Genomic DNA, 24,731 nt, shown 5'->3' with positions numbered 1-24,731 from the left:
TTTTCCCGCTGAGGCTTCCACTGTAGCGTCCGGCGAAATGACACACGGACGTTGATACAGGAGCCCAATCATGAGCATCGATGCGAAACTGCAATCCCTCGGTCTGACCCTGCCAGAGGCCCCGGCTCCGGCTGCGAACTACGTGCCTTTTGTCGTGTCCGGCAACATGGTCTATGTGTCTGGACAGATTTCTGCGGATGAGAATGGTCTGATCACCGGCTGTCTCGGTGCGGATCTCGATGTCGAAGCGGGTCAGGCCGCGGCAAAACGTTGCGCTCTGTCGCTGTTGGCTCAGGTCAAGGCGGCTTGTGGGGGCGACCTCGGCAAGCTGAAGCGCGTTGTGAAACTGGGCGCCTTCGTGAACTCGACCGCCGATTTCACGCAGCAGCCGCAGGTGGTTAACGGTGCCTCCGATCTTTTGGTCGAAATCCTTGGCGATGCAGGCCGTCACGCGCGCTCGGCTGTGAGCTCGCCGTCGCTGCCAATGGGTGTCGCGGTCGAGATCGACGGCGTGTTTGAAATCGAAGTCTGACACCCCTCATGACAGCCCCACGCCTGCCTTTGGCCTTTTTGCAGCGCCCGATCACGCATCGAGCGCTGCATGGTCTTGACGAAAATTGCCCCGAGAACAGCCGCGCCGCCATCCGCGCGGCAATCGCGGCGGGGTATGGCATCGAAATCGACCTGCAATTGTCCGCCGACGGGCAGGCGATGGTCTTTCACGATGATGAACTCGACCGGTTGACGGATGCCACCGGTCCCGTTCGCGCGCGCACCGCGGTGGAGCTCGGCACTATCGCGCTGCGTCATGGGGACGGTGAATGCATCCCAAGCTTTGCCGAAGTTCTGGAACTGGTGGCCGGGCAGGTGCCGCTTCTGATCGAGATCAAGGATCAGGACGGCGCGATGGGGACAAATGTAGGGGCGCTGGAGGCTGCAGCGATTGCGGATTTGCGCGATTATCAGGGCGATGTCGCGCTCATGTCCTTTAATCCCAACAGCATGGCCGAAGTGGCGCGGCTCGCGCCCCATTTGGCGCGGGGCCTGACCACTAGCGCCTATGATCCGCTCGAGTGGGCGCCGCTGTCGCCGGCGCGCTGCGACGAATTGCGAGACATTCCGGACTTCGAGCGTGTCAGCGCGAGCTTTATCAGTCACGAGGCGAGTGACGTGGGCTGTGACCGGGTGCGCAGCCTGCGCGCCGCTGGGGTGCCCGTCTTGTCCTGGACCCTACGCACTCCGGCGCAGGAGGCAGAGATCGCGGGTCTCGTCGATAACGTCACGTTTGAAAACTATCTTTCTGCCTTCGGCGCTTGATCGGACGCGTCCGGCGCCCAAATAGGGAAGAAGACGACGGGGGCAAGATGGATCAGGCGCAAATCGAAATCCAGGTGTTGAGCAGCCTGTCGCAGATCGCGGCATCGGACTGGGACGCCTGTGCCTGCCCAGAGGCTGAGGCCGGCGGGCGACCGCTTGATCCCTTTACCACGCACCGGTTCCTGAGCGCGCTCGAAGACAGCGGCTCGGTAGGGCAGGGGACCGGCTGGCAGCCGCAGTACCTTACCTGCTATCTCGATGGGCAACTGGTCGCCTGCGCGCCGCTCTATGCCAAGGGGCACAGTCAGGGCGAATATATTTTCGATCACAATTGGGCGCATGCCTATGAGCGAGCGGGGGGGCGCTACTACCCAAAGCTGCAGGTCGCGGTGCCGTTTACCCCGGCCACCGGACGCAGATTTCTTGTGCGTCCAGGCTATGAAGAAATCGGTATCTCCGCCTTGCTTCAGGGCGCGGTACAATTGGCTTCTGACAATCAGCTGTCCTCTCTTCATGTGACATTCTGCACCTCCGACGAGGCTGAGGCCGGGCGTGAAATCGGCCTGATGTCACGCAGCTCTCAGCAGTTTCACTGGCTCAATGACGGCTACACGGGGTTCGAGGCGTTCTTGGCGGCGCTCTCATCTCGCAAGCGCAAGAACATCCGCAAGGAACGCAAACAGGCCCAGGGGTTTGGCGGCAGTATCGAAACCTACACCGGCGCAGACCTGCGTCCCGAGCATTGGGATGCATTCTGGCGGTTCTATCAAGATACTGGCAGCCGAAAATGGGGCACGCCCTATCTGACGCGTGCGTTTTTCGAAATCATCCATGACACAATGGCCGAGGACATGGCGTTGGTCTTGGCTGAGCGGGACGGCGTGCCGGTCGCGGGTGCGCTGAACTTTATCGGGGCCAAGACGTTGTATGGCCGGTACTGGGGGTGCATGGAACATCACCCCTGCCTGCACTTTGAGCTGTGCTACTATCAGGCGATCGATCTTGCCATCGAGATGGGACTGGATCGGGTCGAGGCTGGCGCGCAGGGCGAGCACAAACTGGCGCGTGGCTATTTGCCAACCGAGACCCACAGCCTGCATTGGGTCGCAGATCCGGGGTTTCGTGCAGCTATCGAACAATATCTGGAGGCAGAACGGGCTGCCGTAGGAGAAGAGATCGAGATCCTCACCTCCTATGGGCCGTTCAAGAAGACCCATGTGGAGGAACAGGAATGACCGAGAAGCTTTCCGATGAAACCCGAGGCCCCCTGCTGGAGCCATTGTTCGCTACGGGATGGGAACTTGAAACAGGACGAGATGCGATTCGAAAAACCTATGAGTTTGCGGACTTTGTGGAGGCCTTTGCCTTCATGACAAAGGCCGCGATCTGGGCGGAAAAATGGAATCACCATCCAGAATGGAGCAATATCTACAACAAAGTGACGGTTGTTCTGACCACCCATGACGTCGGCGGGGTGAGCTCCCTCGATGCAAAGCTCGCCCGAAAGATGGATGGTCTGACCTCCTAGCTCTTGCAGAGAGCGGTAAGGACACAACAGGTGCGCCAGATCGGAAGGCGCTAGGCAGCCAGCGCGCAGTCTCATCGCGTTCTTCAGGTCAGAGACGGTGTTTAAGCATCGAGGCGCTGCGCCACGCGGGCACCGCGCCAGGGGTTAGTGAAGTGGCAAGCCAACCGTCGCGCGCCAGAGCTTCTGCAATCGCTTGTGATCGAGCCCGACCCCTGCCTCTTTGGCTTTGATCAACTCCTGCGCGATATGGCGCTCTGCCGAGCCCTCTTCCATATCTTGCATCAGATCCTCGAGCCGGTCACGCACGGCACTTGCATCGCGCGCTGCGACCATGGAATCCAACAGTTTTTTCAGCTGTTTGAGAAAGGCTTTGGTCTTTTTTGAGGGAAACATCGACTGAGTAAATTCAGCCGTCGCCCGCAGCTTGCGCAGGCTCTTGCGGAAGCTGTCGCGTGCCTGGGAATCCAGGCGTTTCAGGGTCTCTCCATGCTTGAGAGCCTGGCTGAGGCGCAAATCAAGGGTCTCGATGCAGAGATCTTCGAGCTTCTCAGGACTATGCGCAGCCGGCTTCCAGAACTCAGTGTCGCGCATTTCGTTTCCCTGCGCGATCAGCGCTTGAACCCGGTCACTCTCGAGCAGCGTGCGAAGCTGCTGACGCTCTTTTTCAATGCGATTGAGGACGCGCACCTCGAGGCTCTGCAAGGCGGTGTTGTCCGGCAAGGCGACGCGCGCCGGGGTCAATGTATCTTGCCATAGCAAGTAGAGATCCCGCAGACGCGTGACCTCTGCTGCCAGCCAGCGCGCCTCTTCAAGGAGGGCTTTGTTGTGCTCGGTGGGAAGCATCGGGCGAAAAAGGGTCAACCCGCTACGCAATCGCCTGAGCGCCACCCTCAGTGCCTGTGCACTGTCAAAGGAATCGTCGCGCGCCACGAAGGCGCGCGCGGCGTCGATTTCATCCAGTACCTCGGCCATAATCGCGGCGGGGTGCTTCGCGGTGCTGTGCGCGTCAGTCATTCGTCTTTGTACAAAGCCTTAGCAATACGGGCGGTTCGAACTGACCCGATTACAACGCATCCAGCAGCCCTTCGCCAGCAGACACTTCACATGTTCCCGGACTTTCTTCGAGGTGCAGGATTTTTACCTCACCATCCTCGACGATCATTGCGTAGCGTTTGGAACGCCCGATGAGCCCGGCTGGTGGCGCGTCAAAACGCATCCCGATTGCATCGGTAAAGCTGCACTCCGCATCTGCCAGCATGGTGATTCCCGCCTCGGTTGCCCCGGTGGCCTCGCCCCAGGCTTTCATGACGAAGGGATCGTTGCCTGAGATACAGATGATTTCGTCAACGCCTTTGGCCGCAAACTGGTCCTTGGTACGAATGAAACTCGGCACATGCGCAGAGTGGCAAGTGGGAGTAAAGGCGCCCGGCACAGCGAAAATGGCCAGCTTGCGCCCCTTGGCGAGGTCTTGGATCGCAACCGCTTCGGGGCCTTCGGCGCCCAGTCGGGTCAAGGTGGCCTCGGGGAGTTTGTCTCCAACAGATATCATGTGGTCGATCCTTTATGCTCTCTGGGGCGCCCTGGCGATTTTGTACAATTGCATCCCGGCGCGCCCTCCATGTAGGGTTCGCTCGAACGGTATATCAACTGCATCAGGAGACAAGAGCCCAGATGACTCATATCGCTGTGATTGGCGCAGGTCAGGCAGGGTCCTCCCTGGTTGCCAAGCTGCGCAAATGCGGATTTGACGGTGAGATCACCCTGATCGGTGCCGAGAAGGTGCTCCCGTATCAACGCCCTCCGCTGTCCAAGGCCTATTTGCTGGGTGAAATGGAACTTGAGCGCCTGTTTCTGCGGCCCGAGAGTTTTTATGCCGAGAACAACATCACCCTGCGTCTTGGTACCAAGGTGGATGCGATCGACGCGGCTGCAAAGACTTTGCAAATCGGCGACGAAACGCTGTCCTATGATCAGCTTGTGCTCACGACTGGGTCGCAACCACGTCACCTGCCTGCTGCCATCGGTGGCGATTTGGGCGGTGTGCATGTTGTGCGCGACCTTAAGGATGTAGACGCGATGGCCCCCGCGGTTACGGATGGCGCGCGCGCATTGATTGTCGGCGGCGGTTATATCGGCCTTGAGGCGGCCGCGGTCTGCGCCAAACGGGGTGTATCAGTCACGTTAGTTGAAATGGCGGACCGCATCCTGCAACGAGTCGCCGCGCCAGAGACTTCCGATTACTTCCGCGCGCTGCACAGCGCGCAAGGTGTAGACATCCGCGAGGGCGTGGGCCTGTCGCATCTGGAGGGAGACGCAGGCAAGGTGACCTGCGCGGTGCTGGCGGATGGCACCCGTCTCGATGTAGATTTTGTGGTCGTTGGTGTCGGGATCACCCCAGCCTCTGAACTGGCCGCAGACGCGGGGCTCGAGATCGAAAACGGCATTCGCACGGATGAGCTGGGCCGCACCTCGGATCCGGCAATCTGGGCCGCTGGCGATTGCGCATCCTTTCCGTATAAGGGCCAGCGAATCCGCTTGGAAAGCGTGCCAAACGCGATTGATCAGGCCGAAGTGGTGGCGGAAAATCTCCTAGGGGCAGAAAAAGCCTATGTGGCTACGCCCTGGTTCTGGTCGGATCAATACGATGTGAAACTGCAAATTGCGGGTCTGAATTCAGGCTATGACAATGTTGTGACGCGTCAGGGCGCAGATGGCTCCATGTCCTTCTGGTATTACACCGGGGATCAACTGGTGGCCGTGGATGCAATGAATGATCCACGCGCTTACATGGTGGCAAAACGCTTGATCGAAGCCGGCAAAACGGCGGACAAGGCGATTGTGGCCGATCCCGAAGCGGATCTGAAGCCGCTCCTCAAGGCATGAGGATCATTGCCGGCGCGTTTCGGGGCCGCGCCCTTGCCTCCGTTGGCAAGGGCGATGCGGGCGCGCATTTGCGCCCGACCACCGACCGGGTCCGCGAAAGCCTGTTTAATGTCTTGGCGCACAAGATGGATGTCTCGGGCGCGCGGGTCCTGGACGTCTTTGCCGGGACGGGCGCGCTGGGCCTCGAAGCCTTGTCGCGCGGGGCCGAGAGCGTCGCATTTGTCGATGATGGTCGGGTGGCGCAGGGGTTGATCCGCAAAAACATTGACCTGTGTCGCGCTGGCGAAAGCTGCCAAATCCTGCGCCGCTCCGCGCTAAAGCTCGGACAAAATCCAGCCGAGGGTCACGATCTCGTCTTTCTGGATCCGCCATACGGAAAATCGCTTGGGCACAAGGCGCTCGACGCGCTGCGGGACGGCGGCTGGATTGCACCCGGCGCGCTTGTCGTCTGGGAAGAGAGCGCCCCCATGACCCCACCTCAGGGGTTTGATTTGGACGATCAGCGCAAATACGGCGACACGCACGTGACGTTTCTCTGGTCGCAGGGTACCTAGCGGTCACACCCGCCGCCTTGCAGCGCTGCATCACCACACAGGCCAACAAAAAAGCCTGCACTGGGGTGCAGGCTTGGCTTTCTTCTAACCTCAAATATCCCGTGGCGAATGGCCCGAAAGGGCCAGAGGGGCGGCGCCCCTTGCCCCGTCAAGGTCAGTCTTTGTCGTACGTCGGGTGAAACCGACCTGCGGGCGAGAGCGTGAAAATGTCTACCCCGTCAGATGTCACGCCAACAGAATGTTCAAACTGTGCCGACAGCGATTTATCGCGTGTCACAGCCGTCCAGTCGTCGGCCAAGACCTTGGTTTCGGCCCGGCCAAGGTTCAGCATCGGTTCAATGGTGAAGAACATGCCCTCTTCGAGCACCGGCCCAGTACCCGGGCGGCCGTAGTGCAGGACGTTTGGCGGGGCGTGAAAGACCTGACCTAGGCCGTGACCGCAGAAATCGCGCACCACGCTCACGCGCTGGCTCTCCGCATAGGACTGGATCGCGTGACCGATGTCACCAAAGGTATTGCCGGGCTTGACCACCTCGATCCCCTTCATAAGGGCATCATGGGTGATCTGGATCAGGCGCTCCGCTTTGCGGGGCAGCTTGCCTGCCACATACATGCGGCTGGTATCCCCAAACCAGCCATCGACGATCACCGTGACGTCGATGTTGAGAATGTCCCCGTCCTTGAGCTTTTTGTCCCCGGGAATGCCGTGGCACACCACGTGGTTGATCGAAATGCAGCTTGCGTGCTGGTAACCTTTGTAGCCGATGGTGGCCGAGGTCGCGCCGGCATCCTCGACCATCTGGGTGATGATCCGGTCGATCTCGCCTGTGGTCTGGCCCGGAAACACATGCGCTGCGATGTCATCCAAAATCTTGGCCGCAAGCGCACCTGCCTTGTGCATGCCAGCAAAGTCGGCTTGCTCATAGATGCGGATGCCGTCTTTGGTGGTGCGGCCGGTCTTGGATCTCATTGGGCGTGCTCCATCACGTTTGTTTGACTGCTATTTAGGGGTTTCATCGCCAAAGAGCCAGAGGCAGCGGTGCCTCTTTCGCTGCCCCGAGGACCGAAATGCGGTGGTTTTGCTCGGATCTTGGGCGAAACGCCTCTGGTCGAGGGCTGCGCGCGGCTCCGCGACAGAGGCGTCTTTTTGGGGTTAGCTCGGGAGGATATCGCCTATTTTTACGCCCTCTGGCGTGATGGTGGTGCCGATCACCAGCCGCTCAACGCCTTTGGCGTGGGCGGTTTCGAACTCGGCAGCGTAGGCTGGGTCTATATCAGCGGCGAGAGCAAAGCGGTCACAATCCGTACGCTGAACGAGATAGAGCATCACGGCCCTGTGGCCGGCTTCCGCCATAGCTGCTAGTTCGCGAAGGTGTTTGGTCCCCCGCGCGGTGACGCTATCGGGAAACTCCGCAAGGCCCGGCTGGCGTGACAGTGTCACGCTTTTGACCTCGACATAGCACCGCGGCAGCTTCGCATCCGTCAGCAAAAAGTCGATCCGGCTGTTCTGCCCGTACTTCACCTCGGCCTGAACCTCGGAGTAGGCGGCGAATTCTGCAATTTCGTGCGCCTCCAGCGCGGCTTTGAGCGCACGATTTGGAACAGATGTATCGACACCGGTGAAATTGCCATTCGTATGCTCCACCAGCCGCCAGCCGTATTTGAGCTTTTTCTTCGGGTCGTCGTTGGGTTCCAGCCAGACCCGCATGCCCGGCTCGGCCAAGCCCATCATCGAGCCTGGATTGGCGCAATGGGCCGTGATCTCGCGGCCGTCCTCAAGCCGGCAATCCGCCAAAAAGCGTTTGTAGCGTTTGATCAAGGTCGCGGGGATCAAGGGGGTCGGAAATCTCATGCCGTGGTGATGGGCCATATTCCGCGCGCTGTCAAAGCGTCAGAGGCCCAATCCGCTTGCACCGACTGTCGGGGCGGCTATCCTCTTGGTGGACGCCGCAAAACTCACAGGAGACGAGCCATGCCCAACCCCACCGCCGCGATGCTTGTGATCGGGGATGAAATACTGTCTGGGCGCACACGCGATGCAAATATGTACTATCTCGCTGGCGAATTGGCCAAACACGGCGTTGACCTAAAGGAAGTCCGCGTGGTGAGCGACGACGCGGCTGCAATCGTTACTGCCGTCAAAGCGCTGTCAGGGGCCTATGACCATGTCTTTACCTCTGGCGGGATTGGCCCCACGCATGATGACATCACCGCAGATTGCATTGCCGAGGCTTTCGGGGCCGCGATTGATGTGCGCGCCGATGCCCGCGCGATCCTCGAAGAGCATTACGCCAAGACAGGCGCAGAGCTGAACGAGGCGCGTTTGCGCATGGCCCGCATACCCGATGGGGCCGCGTTGATTGACAATCCCGTATCGCGCGCGCCCGGTTTTACCTTGGGCAATGTTCACGTAATGGCGGGGGTGCCGGCGGTGTTTCAGGCAATGGTGGAAACCGTTCTGGCCACTCTGGCTGGGGGTAAGCCCCTACTGAGTCAAACCTTGCGTGTGGAGCGCGGGGAGGGCGAGATTGCCGCGACCTTGTCGGCGCTGGCAGAAAAATTTGGCGACCTCTCGATTGGCTGCTACCCGTTTCAGGTCAACGGTGCTTTCGGCGCCAATGTCGTTGTGCGCGGAACAGAAGGCGCGCGTGTGGACGCCGCAATCACAGAGCTTGCACGGGATCTCGGCGTGTGACAGAGCCGCAGACCGATCCCAAATATTATGATGTGGTAGAGGCCACATGGCCTTGTCTGCGGTGCGAAAAGCTTGGCGATATCACTTTACGCGTCGGTGCAGGCGGAGGGAGCCGTGTGAGTGCCGCAACCTGCGACGCCTTGGTGAGTGACGCCCAGATCGCCCAAGCCGAAGCGGCAATGCAGGACTTCGACCAGCCGCGCCTGTTTATGATCCGCGATGGGCAAGACGCGCTCGACGGTCAGTTGGAACGCTTGGGCTATGCGGTGATGGACCCGGTCGCCCTCTGGACGGTCGCACCGTCAATGCTGACGGATGTCGAAATCCCGCGGGTGACGACGTTTTGCCTGTGGGAGCCCTTGGCCATCCAGCGAGAAATCTGGGCCACTGGTGGCATTGGACCTGAACGTCTGGCCATCATGGAGCGGGCAACTCGCCCAAAGACTTCGCTCTTGGGGCGTTGGGACGATAAACCTGCAGGGGCAGCCTTTGTCGGGGTGCATGAAGGTATTGCGATGCTGCATGCGCTTGAGATCCTGCCGCATCAACGGCGCAAGGGCATGGGCGTTTGGATGATGCGGCAAGCCGCCTATTGGGCTGCCGAGCAAGGCGCAACCGAGCTTGCGGTCCTGTGTACCCGTGCCAATGCTGGCGCCAATGCGCTCTATGCCCGTCTGGGGATGCAGCAGTCTGGCGGTTATCACTACCGGATCAAACGCTAGAAGACCACGCGCCGGAGGAGGGCGTTGAAATGACGAAACCAAAGGAGCCAACCGCGCTCGACCTGCCCATGGCTGATCCACTTCCCGCCGAGACACAGAAGTATTTTGAGATCTGCCAAGAGAAGCTGGGCATGGTTCCAAATGTGCTCAAGGCTTATGCCTTTAACGTCGAGAAGCTGAATGCCTTCACGGCGATGTATAATGATCTGATGCTTGGGGAGAGCCAACTCTCCAAGCTGGAGCGCGAGATGATCGCGGTTGTGGTTTCCTCGATCAACAAATGCTTTTATTGCCTCGTAGCCCATGGTGCGGCAGTGCGACAATTGTCCGGAGATCCGCAATTGGGCGAGATGCTGGTGATGAACTATCGTGTTGCCCCCTTGGATGCGCGTCAGCGCGTGATGCTGGACTTCGCAGCCAAGATGACCCGCGCAAGCGCCGAGGTCGAAGAGTCTGACCGTGAGGTGCTGCGCAGCCACGGTTTCAACGATCGTGACATTTGGGACATTGCCAATGTCACCGGCTTCTTCAACATGACAAACCGTGTCGCCAGCGCCACTGCCATGATGCCAAACGCAGAATACCACGGGCAGTTTCGGTGACCACGAAGGCTGGCTCTCTCATGGATCTGAAGGCTGCGCTTGTTGCGCTGTCTTTTGCGTCCAAGGCGGTCGTGTTGTTTGGAGGTGCCGTGCAGGCGGCCACGGTCGAGATCCCTCTGCCCGGCGCACCGGAGCTGTTGCGCACGCAAGAGACGCCGCTTGATACCTTGCTTTTGCCCATTGGTCCGGTGTCCGGCGATGATGTTCCCACCCGAGCCCTTGAAGGGCGGGTTCATCGGCGTAGTTGGCGGATCGACGCGGACCTCAGCCCATTGGAGGTGCTTGCGCCAATCCGGGACGCGCTCACCGCGCGAGGATTTGAGGAGGTCTACGCCTGCACGGCGCAGGCCTGCGGCGGGTTTGGGTTTCGCTTTGGGATCGAGGTGATCCCTGCACCGGATATGGCAGTCAACCTTTCAAACTACGAGTTTCTCTCAGCGCAGGAGCCTCAATCCGGGACGGCGGTGTCGCTTCTGGTGTCCCGGCTGGGGGGCTCCATATACGTTCAAGTCATAGAGCGTCATAACCCGGCGCATCTTTTGCGCCCGCAAACGCTGCCCGCACTGGGCCCCAGCACGCAGCCTGTGGACCGCGACACCATCCAAGCGGATGCCAGCGCACAGGGTGCCGCAAGCAATACCGAGAACGGATTGGAACAAGCTCTGCTCGTTGATGCGATCAAGAAGGGTGGCAGCCTGAGCACCGGCGCTCTTCGGGATGTCTTGCAGTTGCAGGGCCATGTCCCGCTGCTGGATCTCGAATTTGATACGGCGTCGGCACAGGTGGGCGAGGGGCCTTATGATAGCCTCAAGCACCTTGCGACCTTCATGAGCGATCATGAAAGCGCGGTCATCTTGCTCGTGGGTCACACCGATACGGTTGGGGGGCTGCAGGGCAATATCGCGCTTTCTGAACGCCGGGCCGCAAGCGTGCGCGAGCGTTTGATCACGCGCTACGGGGTCGAAGGTGCGCGCATTCAGGTGGCAGGGGCCGGATACATGGCCCCCTTGGCGCCCAACACTTCCGAGGAGGGTCGCGAGATCAACCGCCGCGTCGAGGCGGTTCTGGTGCGCCCCTGAGCACACATCATCCGAAAAACATCCATATTGCGATCCCGACCAAGAGGCATGCAAAGGCGGTGTTGATCCCTCGCGCTTGCACAGAATGGCAAAAGACGCGCCGCAGTTGCGTCCCCGCAAGAATCCAAACTGTGAATGCAAGAAGATTGTTCAACGTAAACACCAGACTGATGATCCAGATCTCGTGCCATCTGTGTCCAGCATCAAGCGAGAGGAACTGCGAGAACATCAACGAGATGATCACATAAGCCTTGGGGTTGAGCAGCAACAGCCAAACCCCGTCGGAGAAGCGGACAGTTGATTGCGGTTGGTCCCCCTCTATCGGAGTGGCGCGAAAAAACCGCCAAGCCAGCCAGAGGACATAGGCTGCGCCCGTGGTCTTGATGATCTCGAAGGCCATGGGCCGTTGCGCGAGAGCAGCAAATCCGCCCATCCCGATCGCAAGGGTGATGATGAGGGTGGCAATGTGATATCCGGCCAGGGCCAACAGGGTCGCACGCAGCCCTAGTCTGGCGGCAGCTGCGGCGAAAAAGAGATTGCCCGGTCCCGGACTATAGGCGAGCGGCGCCAGAAAAATCATAAGGGGCAGGATCAAGCTTAGTTCTCCGACGAGAGACAGATGGGATCTGTCTCCTCTGCCACAGTGTCTGATCCCATGCCGACCCGAAGCTTGCGCATTCTAGGCGTGCCCGCTGCCAAGCGCCAGCGGCTCTATGCATCCGGTGCCCCCCTCGCAGGCGCCTGTGCGCGCGCCGAAGACACGTCGGCGCCATAAGGGCAGCGACCGCAGCGTGGTGCGGCCCCGAACGGGAGTTTGATGGATCTGTGATGCATTCCTGACCGACGGTCAGTTGTCCGTTTTTATGTCCCGGGTCGATCATGCAGGGCGCGGCTGTCCTCTGGGGCCTGCTCACGCTCCATCATGCCGTAGTCCCGGATCACACCTGCCACGCGCAACCGGTAGTCCGCAAAATAGCTGCCCCGTCCTTTTGCCTGCGCGGCCCGGTGCTTCTCCATCTTGCGCCAGCGCGCCAGCGCCGCCTCGTCTTCCCAGAAGGACAGCGACAAGAGTTTGCCGGGCGTCGTGAGACTCTGAAATCTCTCCACTGAGATAAAGCCCTCCATATCCTCAAACAGGGGCCGCAGCGTTGCTGCATGATCGAGGTAGGCGTCGGTCATGCCGTCTGCGGGGGTAACTTCGAATATGACTGCAATCACGCTCTGTCTCCTGCGCTGCCGTGGGGATTGGACGCCAGTGTGAGCCATGTGCGGTCCTCGCGCAAAATGAACTTTTCCTTTTGCGCAAATGCGTAGTTCTCTCGACCGAGAGGATCTTGGGCAAGGCGGGCGCGATAGGCCTCGTATGCGGCCAGCGAGGGAATGGAATAGATCCCATAGGCGAGCGTCGTGGAGCCCTCATGCGGGGCAAAATAGCCGATGAGCTCTGCGCCATTGCGCGGAATCGCCTGCCCCCAGTTTTGCGCATAGGTGCGGAACTGATCCTGTTTGGTCGGGTCGATCTGATAACGGATAACACATGTCAGCATTGGTCTTTCCTTTGTGTTTCAGGTGCCTGTGCTGGCTACACCAACCCGGAGACCGAAGGTTTCGGCCTGTAGCGAAGTGTTTTCGCGCCCTGTTTCCTGAACCCGAACGATCCGGCGAAAACCCCGCAATTATCCCAAGCGCGCCCCGTTCTTGCCCGATTTGCAGCGCAAGAAGAGCAAGATACAGAATGTGCGACGAGGAAAGCGAGATGGACCGACTGACCGAGATGGAAGCCTTCGCCAATGTGGTGGATCAGGGTGGCTTCACCGACGCCGCCAAGAAGATGGGAATCTCCAAGTCGGCTGTGTCCAAACATGTGTCCAGTCTCGAAGCGCGCCTTGGCGCGCGCTTGTTGAACCGCACCACACGGCGGGTCTCTCCTACCGAGATCGGCCTTGCCTATTATGATCGCGCGCGCCGGGTGCTGAATGACGCAGGAGAGGCCGATGCATTGGTCACCTCGATGCAATCTGCGCCTTCCGGGCTTCTGCGGATCTCCGTAGCGACAGATTTTGGGGTCAACCACCTCTCGCCGGTGCTGTCGGATTTCCTGCGCGATTTTCCCGATATTACGGTCAACATGGTGCTCAACAATCGCTTCGTGGAGCTGATCTCCGAAGGTTTTGACATGGCGTTGCGCATCGGAGAGCTGGAAGACAGCTCACTTCGGGCGCGCAAACTCACAGAGACCACCAAGCGGATGGTGGCCGCCCCCGAATACCTCGAAAAATATGGCCGACCGCAGAAGATCGATGATCTGAACGAGCACAAGCTCCTGCATTATTCCAACCAGTCCAGCGGCAACGTCTGGAAGCTGACCGCGCCCTCGGGCGAGAAGCGACAGGTGCGCTCGACAGGTTGGCTTTCGGTGAACGATGGCCAGTCGCTCCTGAACGCAGCGATCTCTGGTTTGGGGATCGCCTATCTGCCCAGCTATCTTTACGCTGAGGCCAAGGCCGAAGGACTGGTTGAGGACGTGATGCCCTCGCTGCCAGTCGAAACGCTCGGGATCTATGCGGTTTACCCGCCGGGGCGTTTTACCCAACCCAAGGTGCGCGCATTCATTGACTTTCTCGTTCATGCCTTTGCCGAAAAAGGCATGGAAACCTGGTAGGTCGCCACGTGCGATCTCCTTCCTCCCTGACCGCAAGGTCAATTCAAGACTCCCTCGAAAGACTTGCCCCTCGCCCGAAAAGCGAGGGGCTTTTTTCTCCGGCCCTGTCGGAGTGGCCTTCCCGGCTGCATTGAGCCATTGTGATGGCAATCGAGATCACACGGCGAAGGGATGTTGCTATGACCAAGGGAGAGGCTTTTCTAGATCGTCTTGAGATTTCGCTGCCGCTGATACAGGCGCCGATGGCCGGGGTCTCCACTCCGAGACTCGCGGCAGCAGTGACGGACGCCGGCGCGCTTGGTTCGATCGGGGTGGGGGCCCTGGATGCTAGCGCGACTCGCAAGCAGATCGAAGAGCTGCAGCATCTGACCAATGGGCCCTTCAATGTGAATTTCTTTTGCCATCAGACGCCGCAGCGCAACCCTGAGATCGAGGGTCGCTGGATCCAACGCAGCGCGCCTTTGTTTGCCCGCATGCAGGCGGAGCCACCCAAAGAGCTATCTGAAATATATATCAGTTTTCGGGATGAAGACGCATTTCTCGAGGCGGTGCTGGACCTGCGGCCTGCGGTGGTGAGTTTCCACTTTGGTTTGCCCAAGCCCCATCAGATCAGCGCCATGAAGGCCGCAGGGCTAACACTGCTGGCGAGCGCCACCTCGCTGGAGGAGGCCCGCCAGATCGAAGCGGCGGGGCTGCATGGGATCATAGCACAAGGGTGGGAGGCCGGCGGCCACCGGGGTGTTTTTGAACCTGGCGCCTTGGATGCACGCCTTGGCCTGCTGGAACTGGTTGCGGTGCTGGCCGAACAGACCACCCTGCCGGTGATCGCAGCCGGTGGCCTGATGACGGGCGCGGAGATCGCGCGGGCGCTCTCGGCGGGGGCAGTCGCGGCACAGCTCGGCACCGCGTTTATCGGCTGCCCCGAGAGCAACGCCGATGCTGCTTATCGGGACAGGCTGGCGCTTGGAGATGAGACGGTGATGACCGCGGCGATCTCCGGTCGCCCGGCGCGATGTCTCAGCAATGCCTTCACCGAATGGGCCTCAGATGTCCCGGTTGCAGAAATTCCAGCCTACCCATGCGCTTATGATCTTGGCAAAGCCCTGAATGCGGCAGCAACGGCCAAGGGCGTCAGCAGTTTTGGCGCGCAGTGGGCTGGCATGGGCGCAGATCGCGCTCGGTTTATGCCCGCGCAGGCCCTGGTGCAGACCTTGATGGCTGAACTTGCCGCTACAATCTAAGATGTGGCGTGTTCTGCGTCGGGCGAGGAGGACCCTCTCGTTCGGCTGCGCCAATGAAGGAGAGGGCTCTGTTCAGAGCGTGGCCGCGAGGCGGGTGCCCTGATTTATGGCCCGTTTGGCGTCGAGTTCTGCCGCAACATCCGCGCCGCCAATGACATGGGCGGTGATTCCCAACTCGGCGAGCTTGTCCGCAAGAGAGCGTTCACTGACCTGTCCGGCACACAGCACGATGTTGTCTGCCTTGATCACGGTTGGGTTTTCGCGCGCTTCGCCAAAGCTCACATGCAGGCCATCATCGTCGATGCGCTCGTAGTTGACGCCACCGACAAATTCGACGTCTTTCATCTTGAGCGTTGCGCGATGAATCCAGCCGGTTGTTTTTCCCAGACGTTTGCCGTGACGCTCTGCCTTACGCTGCAGCAAGGTGACCTTGCGTGCCGGAGCCTCGGGCTGAGGGCCCTCGGGAGCGAGTCCCGAGCGATGATCGGCCGGGTCGGTTACCCCCCATTCGCGCATCCAAAGCGGTAGGCTCTCAGCGGGGCTTTCGCCCTCGTGCAGCAGGTATTCCGACACATCAAACCCGATACCGCCCGCACCGATGACCGCAACCTTTTCTCCAACCGGAGCTTTGTGGCGCAGGACGTCGATGTAGCTTAGGACCGAAGGGTGGTCCTGACCCGGAATGTGTGGATCACGCGGCGTGACTCCGGTCGCGATGATCACCTCGTCGAAGTCCTTGAGATCTGCGGCATCGACGCGGCGGCCCAATTCCAGAGTGACGCCTTCCTTTGCAATCATAGTGCGATACCAATCAACAAGCCCCCAGAACTCCTCTTTGCCGGGGACCTGTTTGGCCATATTGAGCTGCCCGCCGATTTCATCTGCGGCATCAAACAACGTGACCTTGTGGCCGCGCTCTGCCGCGGCAAGCGCGGTCGACAGACCCGCAGGTCCAGCACCGACGATCCCGACGGATTTGATCGTCTCAGCAGGGGTGAGAGTGAGCTCGGTTTCGTGGCAGGCGCGGGGGTTCACCAGGCAGGACGTGAGCTTGCCACCAAATGTGTGATCCAGACAGGCCTGGTTGCAGGCGATACAGGGCGCGATTTCATCTCCGCGTCCGGCGGCGGCTTTGGCCACAAAATCCGCATCCGCCAGCATTGGCCGCGCCATGGAGACCATATCGGCACAGCCCTGCGCGAGGACGTCCTCTGCAACCTCGGGCGTATTGATCCGGTTCGAAGTGATCACCGGAATCGAGACCTGCCCCATCAGTTTCTGCGTCACCCAGGCAAAGGCCGCGCGCGGCACCGATGTGGCAATCGTCGGTATGCGCGCTTCGTGCCAGCCAATGCCGGTGTTGATGATCGTCGCCCCGGCGGTCTCGACCGCCTTAGCCAGTTGCACGACCTCCTCGAAGGTGGAGCCATTGGGCACAAGATCGATCATCGAGAGACGATAAATCAGGATGAACTCCGTCCCCACGGCCTCGCGTACACGGCGCACCACCTCGACCGGCAGACGCATGCGGTTCTCATAGGATCCGCCCCAGCGGTCTTCGCGTTTGTTGGTATGTGTGACGAGGAACTGATTGAGGAAGTACCCCTCCGACCCCATGATCTCGACACCATCATAGCCTGCTTCTTGCGCCAGCCGTGCGGCATTCACGATGTCGGAGATCTGTTTTTCGATGCCTTCCTCGTCGAGCTCGGTCGGGGGGAAGGGCGAGATGGGCGACTTGACGGGCGACGGTGCAACGCATTTGGGACCATAGGCATAGCGGCCTGCGTGCAGGATCTGCATTGCGATCTTGCCGCCTGCCTCATGCACGGCCTTCGTGACGACCGAATGGTTCTCGACATCTTTTTCTGTGGTCATCATCGCTGCACCCGGCAGCACGGAGCCTTCGAGGTTGGGGCCAATGCCGCCGGTGACCATCAAGGCCACCCCGCCGCGCGCGCGCGCGGCGTAGAACTCGGCCACGCGATTCCAGTCGCGGGTCTCTTCGAGCCCGGTGTGCATGGAGCCCATCAGAACCCGGTTCTTCAGCGTGGTAAAGCCCAGATCCAACGGGGCCAGCAGATGTGGGTACGCAGCCATGACACTCTCCCTCTGTGTACTGCGCGGCACTTGTTACGCGCACCGCGTGAGGGCGCAAGGATCGCCCGAAGCGCATGGAATGTCACCTGCAGACGCGGCGTCACCCCCTTGCGTGCCCCGGCGGCACACGGTCTAAGAGGGGCAGAGCAACCCTCGCCGGAGACTGAGGCATGAGCAAAACACCCGCCAAGGAAATGACCCCAGAGCAGATCGCCGCTTTGCCATACCGCCCAAACGTGGGGGTCATGATGATCAATGCTGCAGGCGCAGTCTGGGTCGGGCAGCGGATGGATCGCCACAAAGAAGCATGGCAGATGCCTCAGGGCGGTATTGATAAGGGCGAGGATGCCCGTCTCGCGGCATTGCGCGAGCTCGAAGAAGAAACCGGCGTCACCCCAGATCTGGTCGAAGTCATTGCCGAAAGCGATGGCTGGCTACCCTATGACTTGCCCCATGACGTTGTGCCGCATTTCTGGGGCGGAAAGTATCGTGGTCAGGAGCAGAAATGGTTTCTGTTGCGTTTTCTTGGGCGTGACGATCAGATCAATATTGCAACCGACAGCCCCGAGTTTTCAGCATGGTGCTGGCAGCCCGTGGAGCAGTTGGTGGACAAGGTTGTTCCTTTCAAAAAGGAGGTCTACGCCCGTGTTGTCGAGGAATTCAAAGCCCATTTGTAACATTGCCCTCGCCGCGGGGCTGGCCCTCTTGACGGCGACGGAGACTGCTGCGCTCAGCTGTTTGCCGATGGGGCCGGGGGACGTCTATCGGATTGTGTCCGAACGCGAGGACGCTTTTGTGGTTATTGAAGGCCGCGTAAGTTTTGACGAAGCGCTGTTACCTCAATATTCCGAAGCAGACCCCAGCGCGACGGAAGAGCCAATCGAGATCCCGGCGCAGGTGACGGGGCTCTTGTTGGGGCAACGGATGTTTGACCAACCCGTCGAGGGGGAGATCATTTTGGAGGCCCATTGCCTTGGCCCGTGGTGTGGCAGTCTGGTGTCCGGAACGCGCTATTTGTTCTTTGCGCGACAGATCGAAGGACGCGTGGTTGCGGTCGTCGAGCCATGTGGCGGTTTCTTCTTTTCCGCCGAAGACGGGCGCGCGGGTGATACGGTTCTTCAATGCCATCAGGGCGGGGCGTGCCCATCGCAGTTGCCCGACAATTTCGACGGTGCGTTGATCCCGTCGGACAAGGAATAAGCCTAAGCTTGCAAGCGCGCCCCCGCCGAGGGCGCGCCAGAGTTATTCGGCTGGCACCTGCGCGGCGGTGGACTTGGGGAGTGGGCGCGGCGCTTGCCCGCCCAACCAGACTGAGAGCAGGGCGACAAAGGCCCCGATAGCCTGCCAGATCGAGAAGGTCTCGTTTGCAAAAGCCATCCCGAGGATCACGGCGGTCAGCGGGCTGAACACCCCCAAGAGCGAGATTTGTGCGGGGGCGATGCGCGCGATGCCGCGAAACCAAATGACATAGGTCAGCGCGCCGCCAATCAAGCTCATATAGCCGAGACCCATAAGGTTATGCGCGCTGAGGCTTGGCCATTCTGGCAGTGCGATCACGGCGACGGGTATAAGTAGGATTCCCCCGGCGGTGAGTTGCCACGCGGTAAAGGTCAGCGCGGGGACGTCAGGTTGCCATTTGCGGCTCAGAACCACTCCGGATGCCATGGAGAGCGCGCCACCCAGACCTGCCAGCACACCCGTTGCGTTGAGGCGCGCATCCGGTCCCAGAACCAACAGTGCGACGCCCACCATCCCCAGCATCGCGGCGGCAACGGCTTTGCTATGGATCTGTGTTCCGAGCAACGCACCCGACAGGCCAACGACAAACAGAGGTTGCACCGCCCCCAATGTCGCCGCGACCCCGCCTGGCAACTGGTAGGCCGACAGGAACAGGAGCGTCCAAAAGACGGAAAAGTTCAGCGCACCGAGGACTATGATCTTTGGCAACAAGGCCGCAGGCGGCAGCTGGCGCACCAGTGCCAGCAGCAAGATCCCTGCGGGCAGAGCGCGCAAGAGTGCGACCAAAAAGGGAGATTCTCCGGGCAGCAAGCTTGTGGTCACAAAATAGCTGCTTCCCCAAATCGCGGGCGCCAGCGCCGTGAGCGCAAGGTCTCTTGTCTGTGTCATGATCTCTACTCTTGTATATCTTGATGTCGAGATAATTGACATATGTCTCGATGTCAAGATATATGCCGACATTGACGTTCTTCGTGCGGCGGCACATTACTGGCGAATGGATCATGTGGACTTCGTTTTAGAGCAATGGCGACGGGAACGCCCCGACCTTGATGTCACCGCAATGGGGGTGATCGGCCGGGTGAGCAGGCTTCAGCTTGAATACTCCAAGGCAATGGCGAAAACCTTTGCCAGCTTTGGGTTGAACGGTGCGAAGTTCGATGTTCTGGCGACCCTACGGCGTGCTGGGGCTCCGCATTGTCTCTCTGCCGGAGACCTCATGAAGGCAACGATGGTGGCTTCAGGGACGATGACAAACCGGATCGATCGTCTTGAGGCGGACGGTCTGGTCACGCGTACGACAAATCCCAGCGATAGCCGGAGTTTCCTGATTGCGCTGACCGACAAGGGGATTGCTCTGATCGATCAGGTCGTCGAGGCACATGTGGCCACGCAGGCTTCGCTTCTTGAGGGGCTGTCGACGGCCGACGTGGAAAATCTGGCGCAGCTTTTGTCAAAGGCCCTGACCGCCGCAGGCCGCAGCTGACGTGGCGCACCCCTCATGGAGCGGCGCAAGTGCTGGTGCCCATCAGCTGGACGGATACCTCGGACCCAGCGTGGTGCGCGATCAGAAGTCCTCGTAAAAGTTATAGGCCGCGTTGCCGTTGCTGGTGGGGACCCCATGTGCTGTAGGCGCCATGGGCGTCTCATCCGTTTCCGCGTCCAGATCCCAACTGTCGCTGGCAGCCGCCGAGGACACAGCCGTGGATGTGGTTGGGGTGTTTTGTGCAGTTTGACCGGAGAGTTTGAACTTGGCCACAACGCCACCCAGTTCAGATGCGTCAGTGTCAAGCATCTGGCAAGCTGCTGAAGCCTCTTCGACCATCGCGGCGTTTTGTTGCGTGACCTGATCCAGCTGCACCATGCCAGTGTTGATTTCCTCGATCCCGTTGGATTGCTCTGAAGCGCCTTCGGCGATGCCGGAGACCAGCTGCGCGATATTATTGACCCGCTCGACGATCATGTTGAGGGCTTCGCCGGCTTTACCCACCAGATCAACGCCCGATTCCACTTGTTTGGAGCTTTCACCGATCAGCGTTTTGATTTCCATCGCGGCGTCCGAAGACCGCTGCGCCAATGCGCGCACTTCGCTTGCGACCACGGCAAACCCGCGACCGGCTTCACCTGCACGCGCCGCCTCGACACCTGCGTTCAGCGCCAACAGGTTTGTCTGAAAGGCGATGTCGTCGATCACCAGAATGATCTGCGCGATCTGTTTTGAGGATTCTTCGATTTCGGTCATCGCGGTCACAGCGTTTTGCACCACTTTGCCACTGGCTTCTGCCTCCTGTTTGGCTTCGCCGGTGATGGTTTCCACGCTGCGCGCGCTATCCGCCGCAGATTTCACGCTTGCGGTCATTTCTTCCAATGCAGCGGCAGTTTCTTCAAGTGTCGCGGCCTGGCTCTCTGTGCGATGGGACAGGTCGTTGGAAGATTGATTGATCTCTGCAGCGCCGTTTCGGATGCGGCTCACCGCAGTCACCACATGCCCAAGCGTCTCATTCAGTGTGGTGACGGTCTTGTTGAAGTCCGCGCGCAGCGTCTCATGCTCGCCGGAGAACGGCGTATCAATCGTGGCGGAGAAGTCACCTTGAGAAAGCTGCAAAAGCCCCGCGCTCAGGTTTTCGACAACCTTCTCCTGTTCGCGCTGTTGCTCGATGCGCTGCTCTTCTGCATCGCGCGCGACTTTAAGGTCCTCTTGCAGCGACAGAAGCGATTTCCCGATGTCGCCGATTTCATCGCTGCGCTGGGCTTCTTCGACTGTGGTGGCCACATCTCCAGAGGCGACGCGATCCATCCCCACTGCGATCTGATGCAGGGGGCGCGTGATCGAGGTTGCGATCCGCCAGCCAATCAATGACATGATCGTGCAGACCGCGAGCCCGATGAGAACCAAGGCCCACGCTTTTTGGCGCACAGGAGCCATCACATCCGAAACATCTTGCTCGACCACCAGAGCCCAATTGGCCAGCTCGAGGCCCAGGGGGCGCGATGCCGCATATACTGGGTGGCCATCCAGGCCGATTGTTCCAACGGAAAAGCCCGTCTCGCCACGCAGGGCTTCTTTGATGTGGTCGACTTCGGGCAGCGTCTCCAGCACGCCAAAGCCGCCGTCGAAACGGGATTTGGTGCGGGCCTTAAAATCAGCACCTACAAGAAAGACCTGCGCGGTTTTGCCAAGCCCATCGCTGTTGTTGGTGATCACGCCTAGCATATCGACGGGTACTTGCACGGCGATCACACCGATGAGGGAGCCATCGGAGCCTTTGACAGGGGTTGCCAGAAATGCTGCCGCCGCGCCCGCGCTGGGCGCATAGGGATCCATATCTGCAAAGACGACCTCGCGTTCCGCCGCCTTAGTGGCCGCGCGATAGGCAGCACCAAGGCCGGATTGTGCATATTTTCCATCGCTGAGGTTGGTGGCGTAATCCAGCTCCTTGAAGACCGAATAGATAATGTCGCCTTCGGGATTGATCAGGAAGGCGTCATAATAGCCTTTGACTTCAATCAGCGTTCGCAGGCCATTGTGAAAGGTCTCATGGGCGTCGTGATAGGCGGCCTCTCCCTCCGCGCGATCAAGCTTGTGCTTTGCACCAGTGGGGTGGCGGTTTTGAGTGATGTAGGCCGTTTGCAGGGCGGCTTGTGCATCCGGACCCAGAGCCTCCCAGCCTTCGTCAAACGCCACCAGGGCAGAGGACGTCGCGGGCGACTGGGACAAAGAAACAAGATCAGTCTCGATGTTGGAGATGATTTGCCGCACCGAATAGCTTCGATCGGCCAGAAGGGACACCATTTGGTCCTGCACAGATCGTTCTGCAAAGCGGTTGAAGGCGATCAAGGAAGCGGCAATGAGAAGAAAGCTGGTTCCCGCGCAAAAGCCTGCAAACAGCAGCGGCAGCTTGCGAGAAATTCGCATGTTTTTTGAGCGAAACATCTTGGTGTCCTGTGGGTTTTCTGAGCCTTCACAGGATTTTCTCGGCGCGTGCTTTAAAAATTTGCAAACATACCGGCCGGCACATGCTTTTGGGTCACGGATATACGATTATGCAAGCTTTTTGTTCTGAATGCAGGTCACGGGTGTCTGTATTGCGTAATTTGATGGTTTTTCTGGATTCGTGCGAATCGATTCGTCTATGTGAATAGGGGTCGCTCAGCGGAAACACCCATTCTCATATTTCGTAATTTGAAATCTACCTGCGGTTGGGTGGTTTGGGGTAAGACGAATAGTCTCAGCGATGCGGGACCGGGCCAAAGTTCAACTCCGTCCGGCCGCAAGATTGATTAGAGGAGACCCGCCTCTTTCAGCACAGCGCGCATGTCCGCCTTGGGGCGGGGGCCAATGTGACTGATAACCTCTGCGGCGCAGGCGTTGCCCATGCGTGCGCAGGTCTCCAGATCCCGTCCCTCGGCGAGCCCGAACAGGAAACCTGCCGCAAATTGATCTCCAGCGCCGGTTGCATCGACAGGCACAACCTTGATCACAGGGACATCGATACGGCCTTCCTGACTGACGACGGTCACACCATCGCCAGAGCGCGTGCAGACCACCAACGGGCAAATCGCGGCTGTCTTGGCGAGCGCCGCCTCCAGATCATCTGTCTCAAACAGCGAGCGGATCTCATCCTCGTTGCCGATCACAAATTCCAGCTCGGTCTCAATCAGTTTCAGGAAATCCGCGCGGTGGCGTTCGACGCAGAACGGATCGGAGATGGCGATGCCGGGCTTGCCACCGCCCGCGCGGCAGTCGCGTGCGGCTTCCATAAAGGCGGATTTGCCCTTGTCCTTGTCGAACAGATAGCCCTCGAGGAACATGATCTGCGCTTGGCCGGCGACCGCGTTGGAGACATCTGCTGAGCTAAGCTCTGATGAAATGCCAAGATAGGTGTTCATCGACCGCTCGCCGTCGGGCGAGACAAAGATCATCGAACGCGAGGTTGGCAGCTCGCCGCCAGCGACGGGTGGGTTCACAAAATCAACGCCATCGTCTTGCATGGCTTCTGCATAAAACCGCCCCAAAGCGTCGTCATGCACCCGCCCGATAAACGCGGCGGATAGCCCCAGCGCACCTGCCCCGGCGATTGTGTTGGCGACGGATCCGCCCGGGGTCTGCACCCGCTCTTTCATCGCGGCATAAAGCACCTCACCCCGTTCGCGCTCGATCAGCTGCATAATGCCTTTTTCGATCCCCATGTGATCCAGAAAACTGTCATCACATTGCGAGATCACGTCGACAACAGCATTGCCGATGCCAACGAGTTGGTAGGTTTTGGTCATAGTGTTTTTTCCTCGTAGAGGCAGAGGTCACGGATGATGCAGGTCGCACACAGAGGTTTGCGCGCCTTGCAATGATAGCGGCCATGCAGGATCAGCCAGTGATGTGCATGCAGCTGGAAGTCGACCGGGATATTGTCTTCGATTGCGCGCTCGACCGCGTTTACATCCTTGCCCGGACAGATGCCCGACCGGTTGCCGACGCGAAAGATATGGGTGTCCACTGCCTGTGCCGGGTACCGCCACCACATGTTCAAAACCACATTTGCGGTCTTGCGCCCGACCCCCGGTAGGCTCTCCAGTGCGGCGCGCGAACAAGGAACTTCGCCGCTGTATTCGTCGACGAGAATGCGCGATAGCTTGATGACGTTCTTGGCCTTGTTGCGATAAAGGCCAATCGTCTTGATGTGTTCGATCACACCCTCCTCGCCGAGGTCGAGCATCTTTTGGGGTGTATCGGCAATTTTGAACAAATCCTTGGTGGCTTTGTTCACGCCAGCATCCGTGGCCTGAGCGGACAAAGCCACGGCCACCACCAACGTATAAACGTTGACGTGGTCGAGTTCGCCCTTGGGTTCGGCCTCGGCGTCCTGGAACCGCGTAAAGATCTCGCGGAGCGTATGATAATCGAGTTGCTTGGCCATCGGGGCTTCTTTTGCCCGCTGCGGAACGGGGGCGCAAATTAAAAACGCAAAGCATTTGCCGCGGGCGGCGCATTGCGATGCAAAAGACGCGCTAACCATGGGCCTGGACGGCCAAACCGCAGGTTCCGGGTCGCCGCCGCGCGGCACGTTGGCTAAGGTGCGTCTCCAGAGTATTGACCCAATACAAGAGGACGAGG

At 59.7% G+C, this 24,731-nt stretch carries 27 protein-coding genes; 15 read left to right on the top strand and 12 right to left on the bottom strand.

Going from position 1 to position 24,731, the window contains the following annotated elements:
* The first annotated feature begins 70 nt into the window (after nucleotides 1-70).
* The 4 genes from ACZ1HH_RS11615 to ACZ1HH_RS11600 are packed head-to-tail and all read left to right on the top strand — an operon-like array spanning nucleotide 71 to nucleotide 2,845.
* Nucleotides 71-532: a RidA family protein gene (locus ACZ1HH_RS11615; RefSeq protein ID WP_011539796.1), complete on the top strand. Its 462-nt coding sequence runs from the start codon at nucleotides 71-73 to the stop codon at nucleotides 530-532.
* Between the two features lie 8 nt (nucleotides 533-540).
* A complete protein-coding gene (locus ACZ1HH_RS11610) occupies nucleotides 541-1,317 on the top strand; it encodes a glycerophosphodiester phosphodiesterase family protein (protein ID WP_472636703.1) in 777 nt (258 codons plus the stop codon).
* Between the two features lie 47 nt (nucleotides 1,318-1,364).
* Entirely contained in the window at nucleotides 1,365-2,552 is a 1,188-nt protein-coding gene (locus ACZ1HH_RS11605) for a GNAT family N-acetyltransferase (RefSeq protein ID WP_487320286.1), read from the top strand.
* Nucleotides 2,549-2,845, top strand: coding sequence for a 4a-hydroxytetrahydrobiopterin dehydratase (locus ACZ1HH_RS11600; protein ID WP_011539793.1), 297 nt, complete (start codon nucleotides 2,549-2,551; stop codon nucleotides 2,843-2,845). The genes ACZ1HH_RS11605 and ACZ1HH_RS11600 overlap by 4 nt, the downstream gene beginning before the upstream one ends.
* A 144-nt stretch (nucleotides 2,846-2,989) precedes the next feature.
* Here ACZ1HH_RS11600 and ACZ1HH_RS11595 read toward each other — a convergent pair whose 3' ends face one another.
* Both ACZ1HH_RS11595 and ACZ1HH_RS11590 read right to left on the bottom strand, forming a co-directional pair.
* Nucleotides 2,990-3,859, bottom strand: a complete 870-nt coding sequence (locus tag ACZ1HH_RS11595) for a CHAD domain-containing protein (RefSeq protein ID WP_416369071.1) — start codon at nucleotides 3,857-3,859, stop codon at nucleotides 2,990-2,992.
* Nucleotides 3,860-3,908: 49 nt separating this feature from the next.
* Nucleotides 3,909-4,394, bottom strand: coding sequence for a peroxiredoxin (locus ACZ1HH_RS11590; RefSeq protein WP_011539791.1), 486 nt, complete (start codon nucleotides 4,392-4,394; stop codon nucleotides 3,909-3,911).
* 122 nt (nucleotides 4,395-4,516) lie between these two features.
* Between ACZ1HH_RS11590 and ACZ1HH_RS11585 the strand changes: the two genes are divergently transcribed.
* Together ACZ1HH_RS11585 and rsmD are read left to right on the top strand one after the other, a co-directional pair.
* Complete coding sequence (locus ACZ1HH_RS11585; RefSeq protein WP_416369070.1) at nucleotides 4,517-5,728, top strand: NAD(P)/FAD-dependent oxidoreductase; 1,212 nt, start codon at nucleotides 4,517-4,519, stop codon at nucleotides 5,726-5,728.
* Complete coding sequence (rsmD, locus tag ACZ1HH_RS11580; RefSeq protein ID WP_011539789.1) at nucleotides 5,725-6,282, top strand: 16S rRNA (guanine(966)-N(2))-methyltransferase RsmD; 558 nt, start codon at nucleotides 5,725-5,727, stop codon at nucleotides 6,280-6,282. The genes ACZ1HH_RS11585 and rsmD overlap by 4 nt, the downstream gene beginning before the upstream one ends.
* A 154-nt stretch (nucleotides 6,283-6,436) precedes the next feature.
* Here rsmD and map read toward each other — a convergent pair whose 3' ends face one another.
* Both map and sfsA read right to left on the bottom strand, forming a co-directional pair.
* Complete coding sequence (gene map / locus ACZ1HH_RS11575; RefSeq protein WP_472636701.1) at nucleotides 6,437-7,252, bottom strand: type I methionyl aminopeptidase; 816 nt, start codon at nucleotides 7,250-7,252, stop codon at nucleotides 6,437-6,439.
* A 183-nt stretch (nucleotides 7,253-7,435) separates the two neighbouring features.
* Nucleotides 7,436-8,134, bottom strand: a complete 699-nt coding sequence (gene sfsA, locus ACZ1HH_RS11570) for a DNA/RNA nuclease SfsA (protein WP_416369067.1) — start codon at nucleotides 8,132-8,134, stop codon at nucleotides 7,436-7,438.
* A 120-nt stretch (nucleotides 8,135-8,254) separates the two neighbouring features.
* Between sfsA and ACZ1HH_RS11565 the strand changes: the two genes are divergently transcribed.
* From ACZ1HH_RS11565 to ACZ1HH_RS11550, 4 genes are read left to right on the top strand one after another with little or no spacing between them, the layout of a single operon-like run.
* On the top strand, nucleotides 8,255-8,977 hold the full coding sequence (locus tag ACZ1HH_RS11565; protein ID WP_011539786.1) for a competence/damage-inducible protein A: 723 nt from the start codon (nucleotides 8,255-8,257) through the stop codon (nucleotides 8,975-8,977).
* A complete protein-coding gene (locus ACZ1HH_RS11560) occupies nucleotides 8,974-9,699 on the top strand; it encodes a GNAT family N-acetyltransferase (protein WP_472636700.1) in 726 nt (241 codons plus the stop codon). Before ACZ1HH_RS11565 ends, ACZ1HH_RS11560 begins: the two co-directional genes overlap by 4 nt.
* A 29-nt stretch (nucleotides 9,700-9,728) precedes the next feature.
* A complete protein-coding gene (locus ACZ1HH_RS11555; protein WP_472636699.1) occupies nucleotides 9,729-10,301 on the top strand; it encodes a peroxidase-related enzyme in 573 nt (190 codons plus the stop codon).
* A gap of 20 nt (nucleotides 10,302-10,321) precedes the next feature.
* Nucleotides 10,322-11,380 (top strand): OmpA family protein, encoded by a 1,059-nt coding sequence (locus ACZ1HH_RS11550; protein WP_487320285.1) that lies wholly within the window; start codon nucleotides 10,322-10,324, stop codon nucleotides 11,378-11,380.
* A 7-nt stretch (nucleotides 11,381-11,387) separates the two neighbouring features.
* Here ACZ1HH_RS11550 and ACZ1HH_RS11545 read toward each other — a convergent pair whose 3' ends face one another.
* The 3 genes from ACZ1HH_RS11545 to ACZ1HH_RS11535 all read right to left on the bottom strand — a co-directional run bounded on the left by ACZ1HH_RS11545 (nucleotide 11,388) and on the right by ACZ1HH_RS11535 (nucleotide 12,927).
* On the bottom strand, nucleotides 11,388-11,975 hold the full coding sequence (locus tag ACZ1HH_RS11545; protein ID WP_472636696.1) for a LysE family translocator: 588 nt from the start codon (nucleotides 11,973-11,975) through the stop codon (nucleotides 11,388-11,390).
* Between the two features lie 266 nt (nucleotides 11,976-12,241).
* Nucleotides 12,242-12,598, bottom strand: a complete 357-nt coding sequence (locus tag ACZ1HH_RS11540; RefSeq protein ID WP_472636695.1) for an antibiotic biosynthesis monooxygenase family protein — start codon at nucleotides 12,596-12,598, stop codon at nucleotides 12,242-12,244.
* Nucleotides 12,595-12,927, bottom strand: a complete 333-nt coding sequence (locus ACZ1HH_RS11535; protein ID WP_011539780.1) for an NIPSNAP family protein — start codon at nucleotides 12,925-12,927, stop codon at nucleotides 12,595-12,597. The genes ACZ1HH_RS11540 and ACZ1HH_RS11535 overlap by 4 nt, the downstream gene beginning before the upstream one ends.
* A 209-nt stretch (nucleotides 12,928-13,136) precedes the next feature.
* Between ACZ1HH_RS11535 and ACZ1HH_RS11530 the strand changes: the two genes are divergently transcribed.
* The gene (locus ACZ1HH_RS11530; RefSeq protein ID WP_011539779.1) at nucleotides 13,137-14,042 is read left to right on the top strand and encodes a LysR family transcriptional regulator; all 906 of its coding nucleotides are present in this window, start codon (nucleotides 13,137-13,139) and stop codon (nucleotides 14,040-14,042) included.
* Nucleotides 14,043-14,221: 179 nt separating this feature from the next.
* Entirely contained in the window at nucleotides 14,222-15,283 is a 1,062-nt protein-coding gene (locus tag ACZ1HH_RS11525; RefSeq protein WP_472636694.1) for an NAD(P)H-dependent flavin oxidoreductase, read from the top strand.
* A gap of 72 nt (nucleotides 15,284-15,355) precedes the next feature.
* Here the strand turns inward: ACZ1HH_RS11525 and ACZ1HH_RS11520 are convergent, their stop codons facing one another.
* Nucleotides 15,356-17,383, bottom strand: coding sequence for a 2,4-dienoyl-CoA reductase FMN-binding domain-containing protein (locus ACZ1HH_RS11520; protein ID WP_472636693.1), 2,028 nt, complete (start codon nucleotides 17,381-17,383; stop codon nucleotides 15,356-15,358).
* Nucleotides 17,384-17,577: 194 nt separating this feature from the next.
* Here ACZ1HH_RS11520 and ACZ1HH_RS11515 point away from each other — a divergent pair, with 194 nt between their 5' ends.
* Together ACZ1HH_RS11515 and ACZ1HH_RS11510 are read left to right on the top strand one after the other, a co-directional pair.
* A complete protein-coding gene (locus ACZ1HH_RS11515) occupies nucleotides 17,578-18,060 on the top strand; it encodes an RNA pyrophosphohydrolase (protein ID WP_416369340.1) in 483 nt (160 codons plus the stop codon).
* Nucleotides 18,029-18,583 carry a hypothetical protein gene (locus tag ACZ1HH_RS11510; protein WP_472636692.1) on the top strand — a complete coding sequence of 185 codons (555 nt, stop codon included), beginning with the start codon at nucleotides 18,029-18,031 and terminating at the stop codon, nucleotides 18,581-18,583. Before ACZ1HH_RS11515 ends, ACZ1HH_RS11510 begins: the two co-directional genes overlap by 32 nt.
* Before the next feature lie 42 nt (nucleotides 18,584-18,625).
* On the opposite strand, the gene ACZ1HH_RS11505 is transcribed toward ACZ1HH_RS11510, so the two are convergent.
* Nucleotides 18,626-19,510 carry a DMT family transporter gene (locus ACZ1HH_RS11505; RefSeq protein WP_487320284.1) on the bottom strand — a complete coding sequence of 295 codons (885 nt, stop codon included), beginning with the start codon at nucleotides 19,508-19,510 and terminating at the stop codon, nucleotides 18,626-18,628.
* 106 nt (nucleotides 19,511-19,616) lie between these two features.
* On the opposite strand from ACZ1HH_RS11505, the gene ACZ1HH_RS11500 reads away from it, so the two are divergent.
* A complete protein-coding gene (locus tag ACZ1HH_RS11500; RefSeq protein ID WP_416369339.1) occupies nucleotides 19,617-20,105 on the top strand; it encodes a MarR family winged helix-turn-helix transcriptional regulator in 489 nt (162 codons plus the stop codon).
* Nucleotides 20,106-20,186: 81 nt separating this feature from the next.
* Here the strand turns inward: ACZ1HH_RS11500 and ACZ1HH_RS11495 are convergent, their stop codons facing one another.
* The 3 genes from ACZ1HH_RS11495 to nth form a co-directional block, all read right to left on the bottom strand.
* Nucleotides 20,187-22,553: a methyl-accepting chemotaxis protein gene (locus tag ACZ1HH_RS11495; protein WP_472636691.1), complete on the bottom strand. Its 2,367-nt coding sequence runs from the start codon at nucleotides 22,551-22,553 to the stop codon at nucleotides 20,187-20,189.
* 347 nt (nucleotides 22,554-22,900) lie between these two features.
* Nucleotides 22,901-23,893, bottom strand: coding sequence for an adenosine kinase (locus tag ACZ1HH_RS11490; protein ID WP_472636690.1), 993 nt, complete (start codon nucleotides 23,891-23,893; stop codon nucleotides 22,901-22,903).
* On the bottom strand, nucleotides 23,890-24,534 hold the full coding sequence (gene nth / locus ACZ1HH_RS11485) for an endonuclease III (protein ID WP_472636689.1): 645 nt from the start codon (nucleotides 24,532-24,534) through the stop codon (nucleotides 23,890-23,892). The genes ACZ1HH_RS11490 and nth overlap by 4 nt, the downstream gene beginning before the upstream one ends.
* Nucleotides 24,535-24,731 lie beyond the last annotated feature (197 nt).

This window comes from Epibacterium sp. HA2-3, from assembly GCF_055693725.2.
Note: the sequence above shows the minus strand (reverse complement) of the source record. Positions and strands in the feature narration are given on the sequence as shown.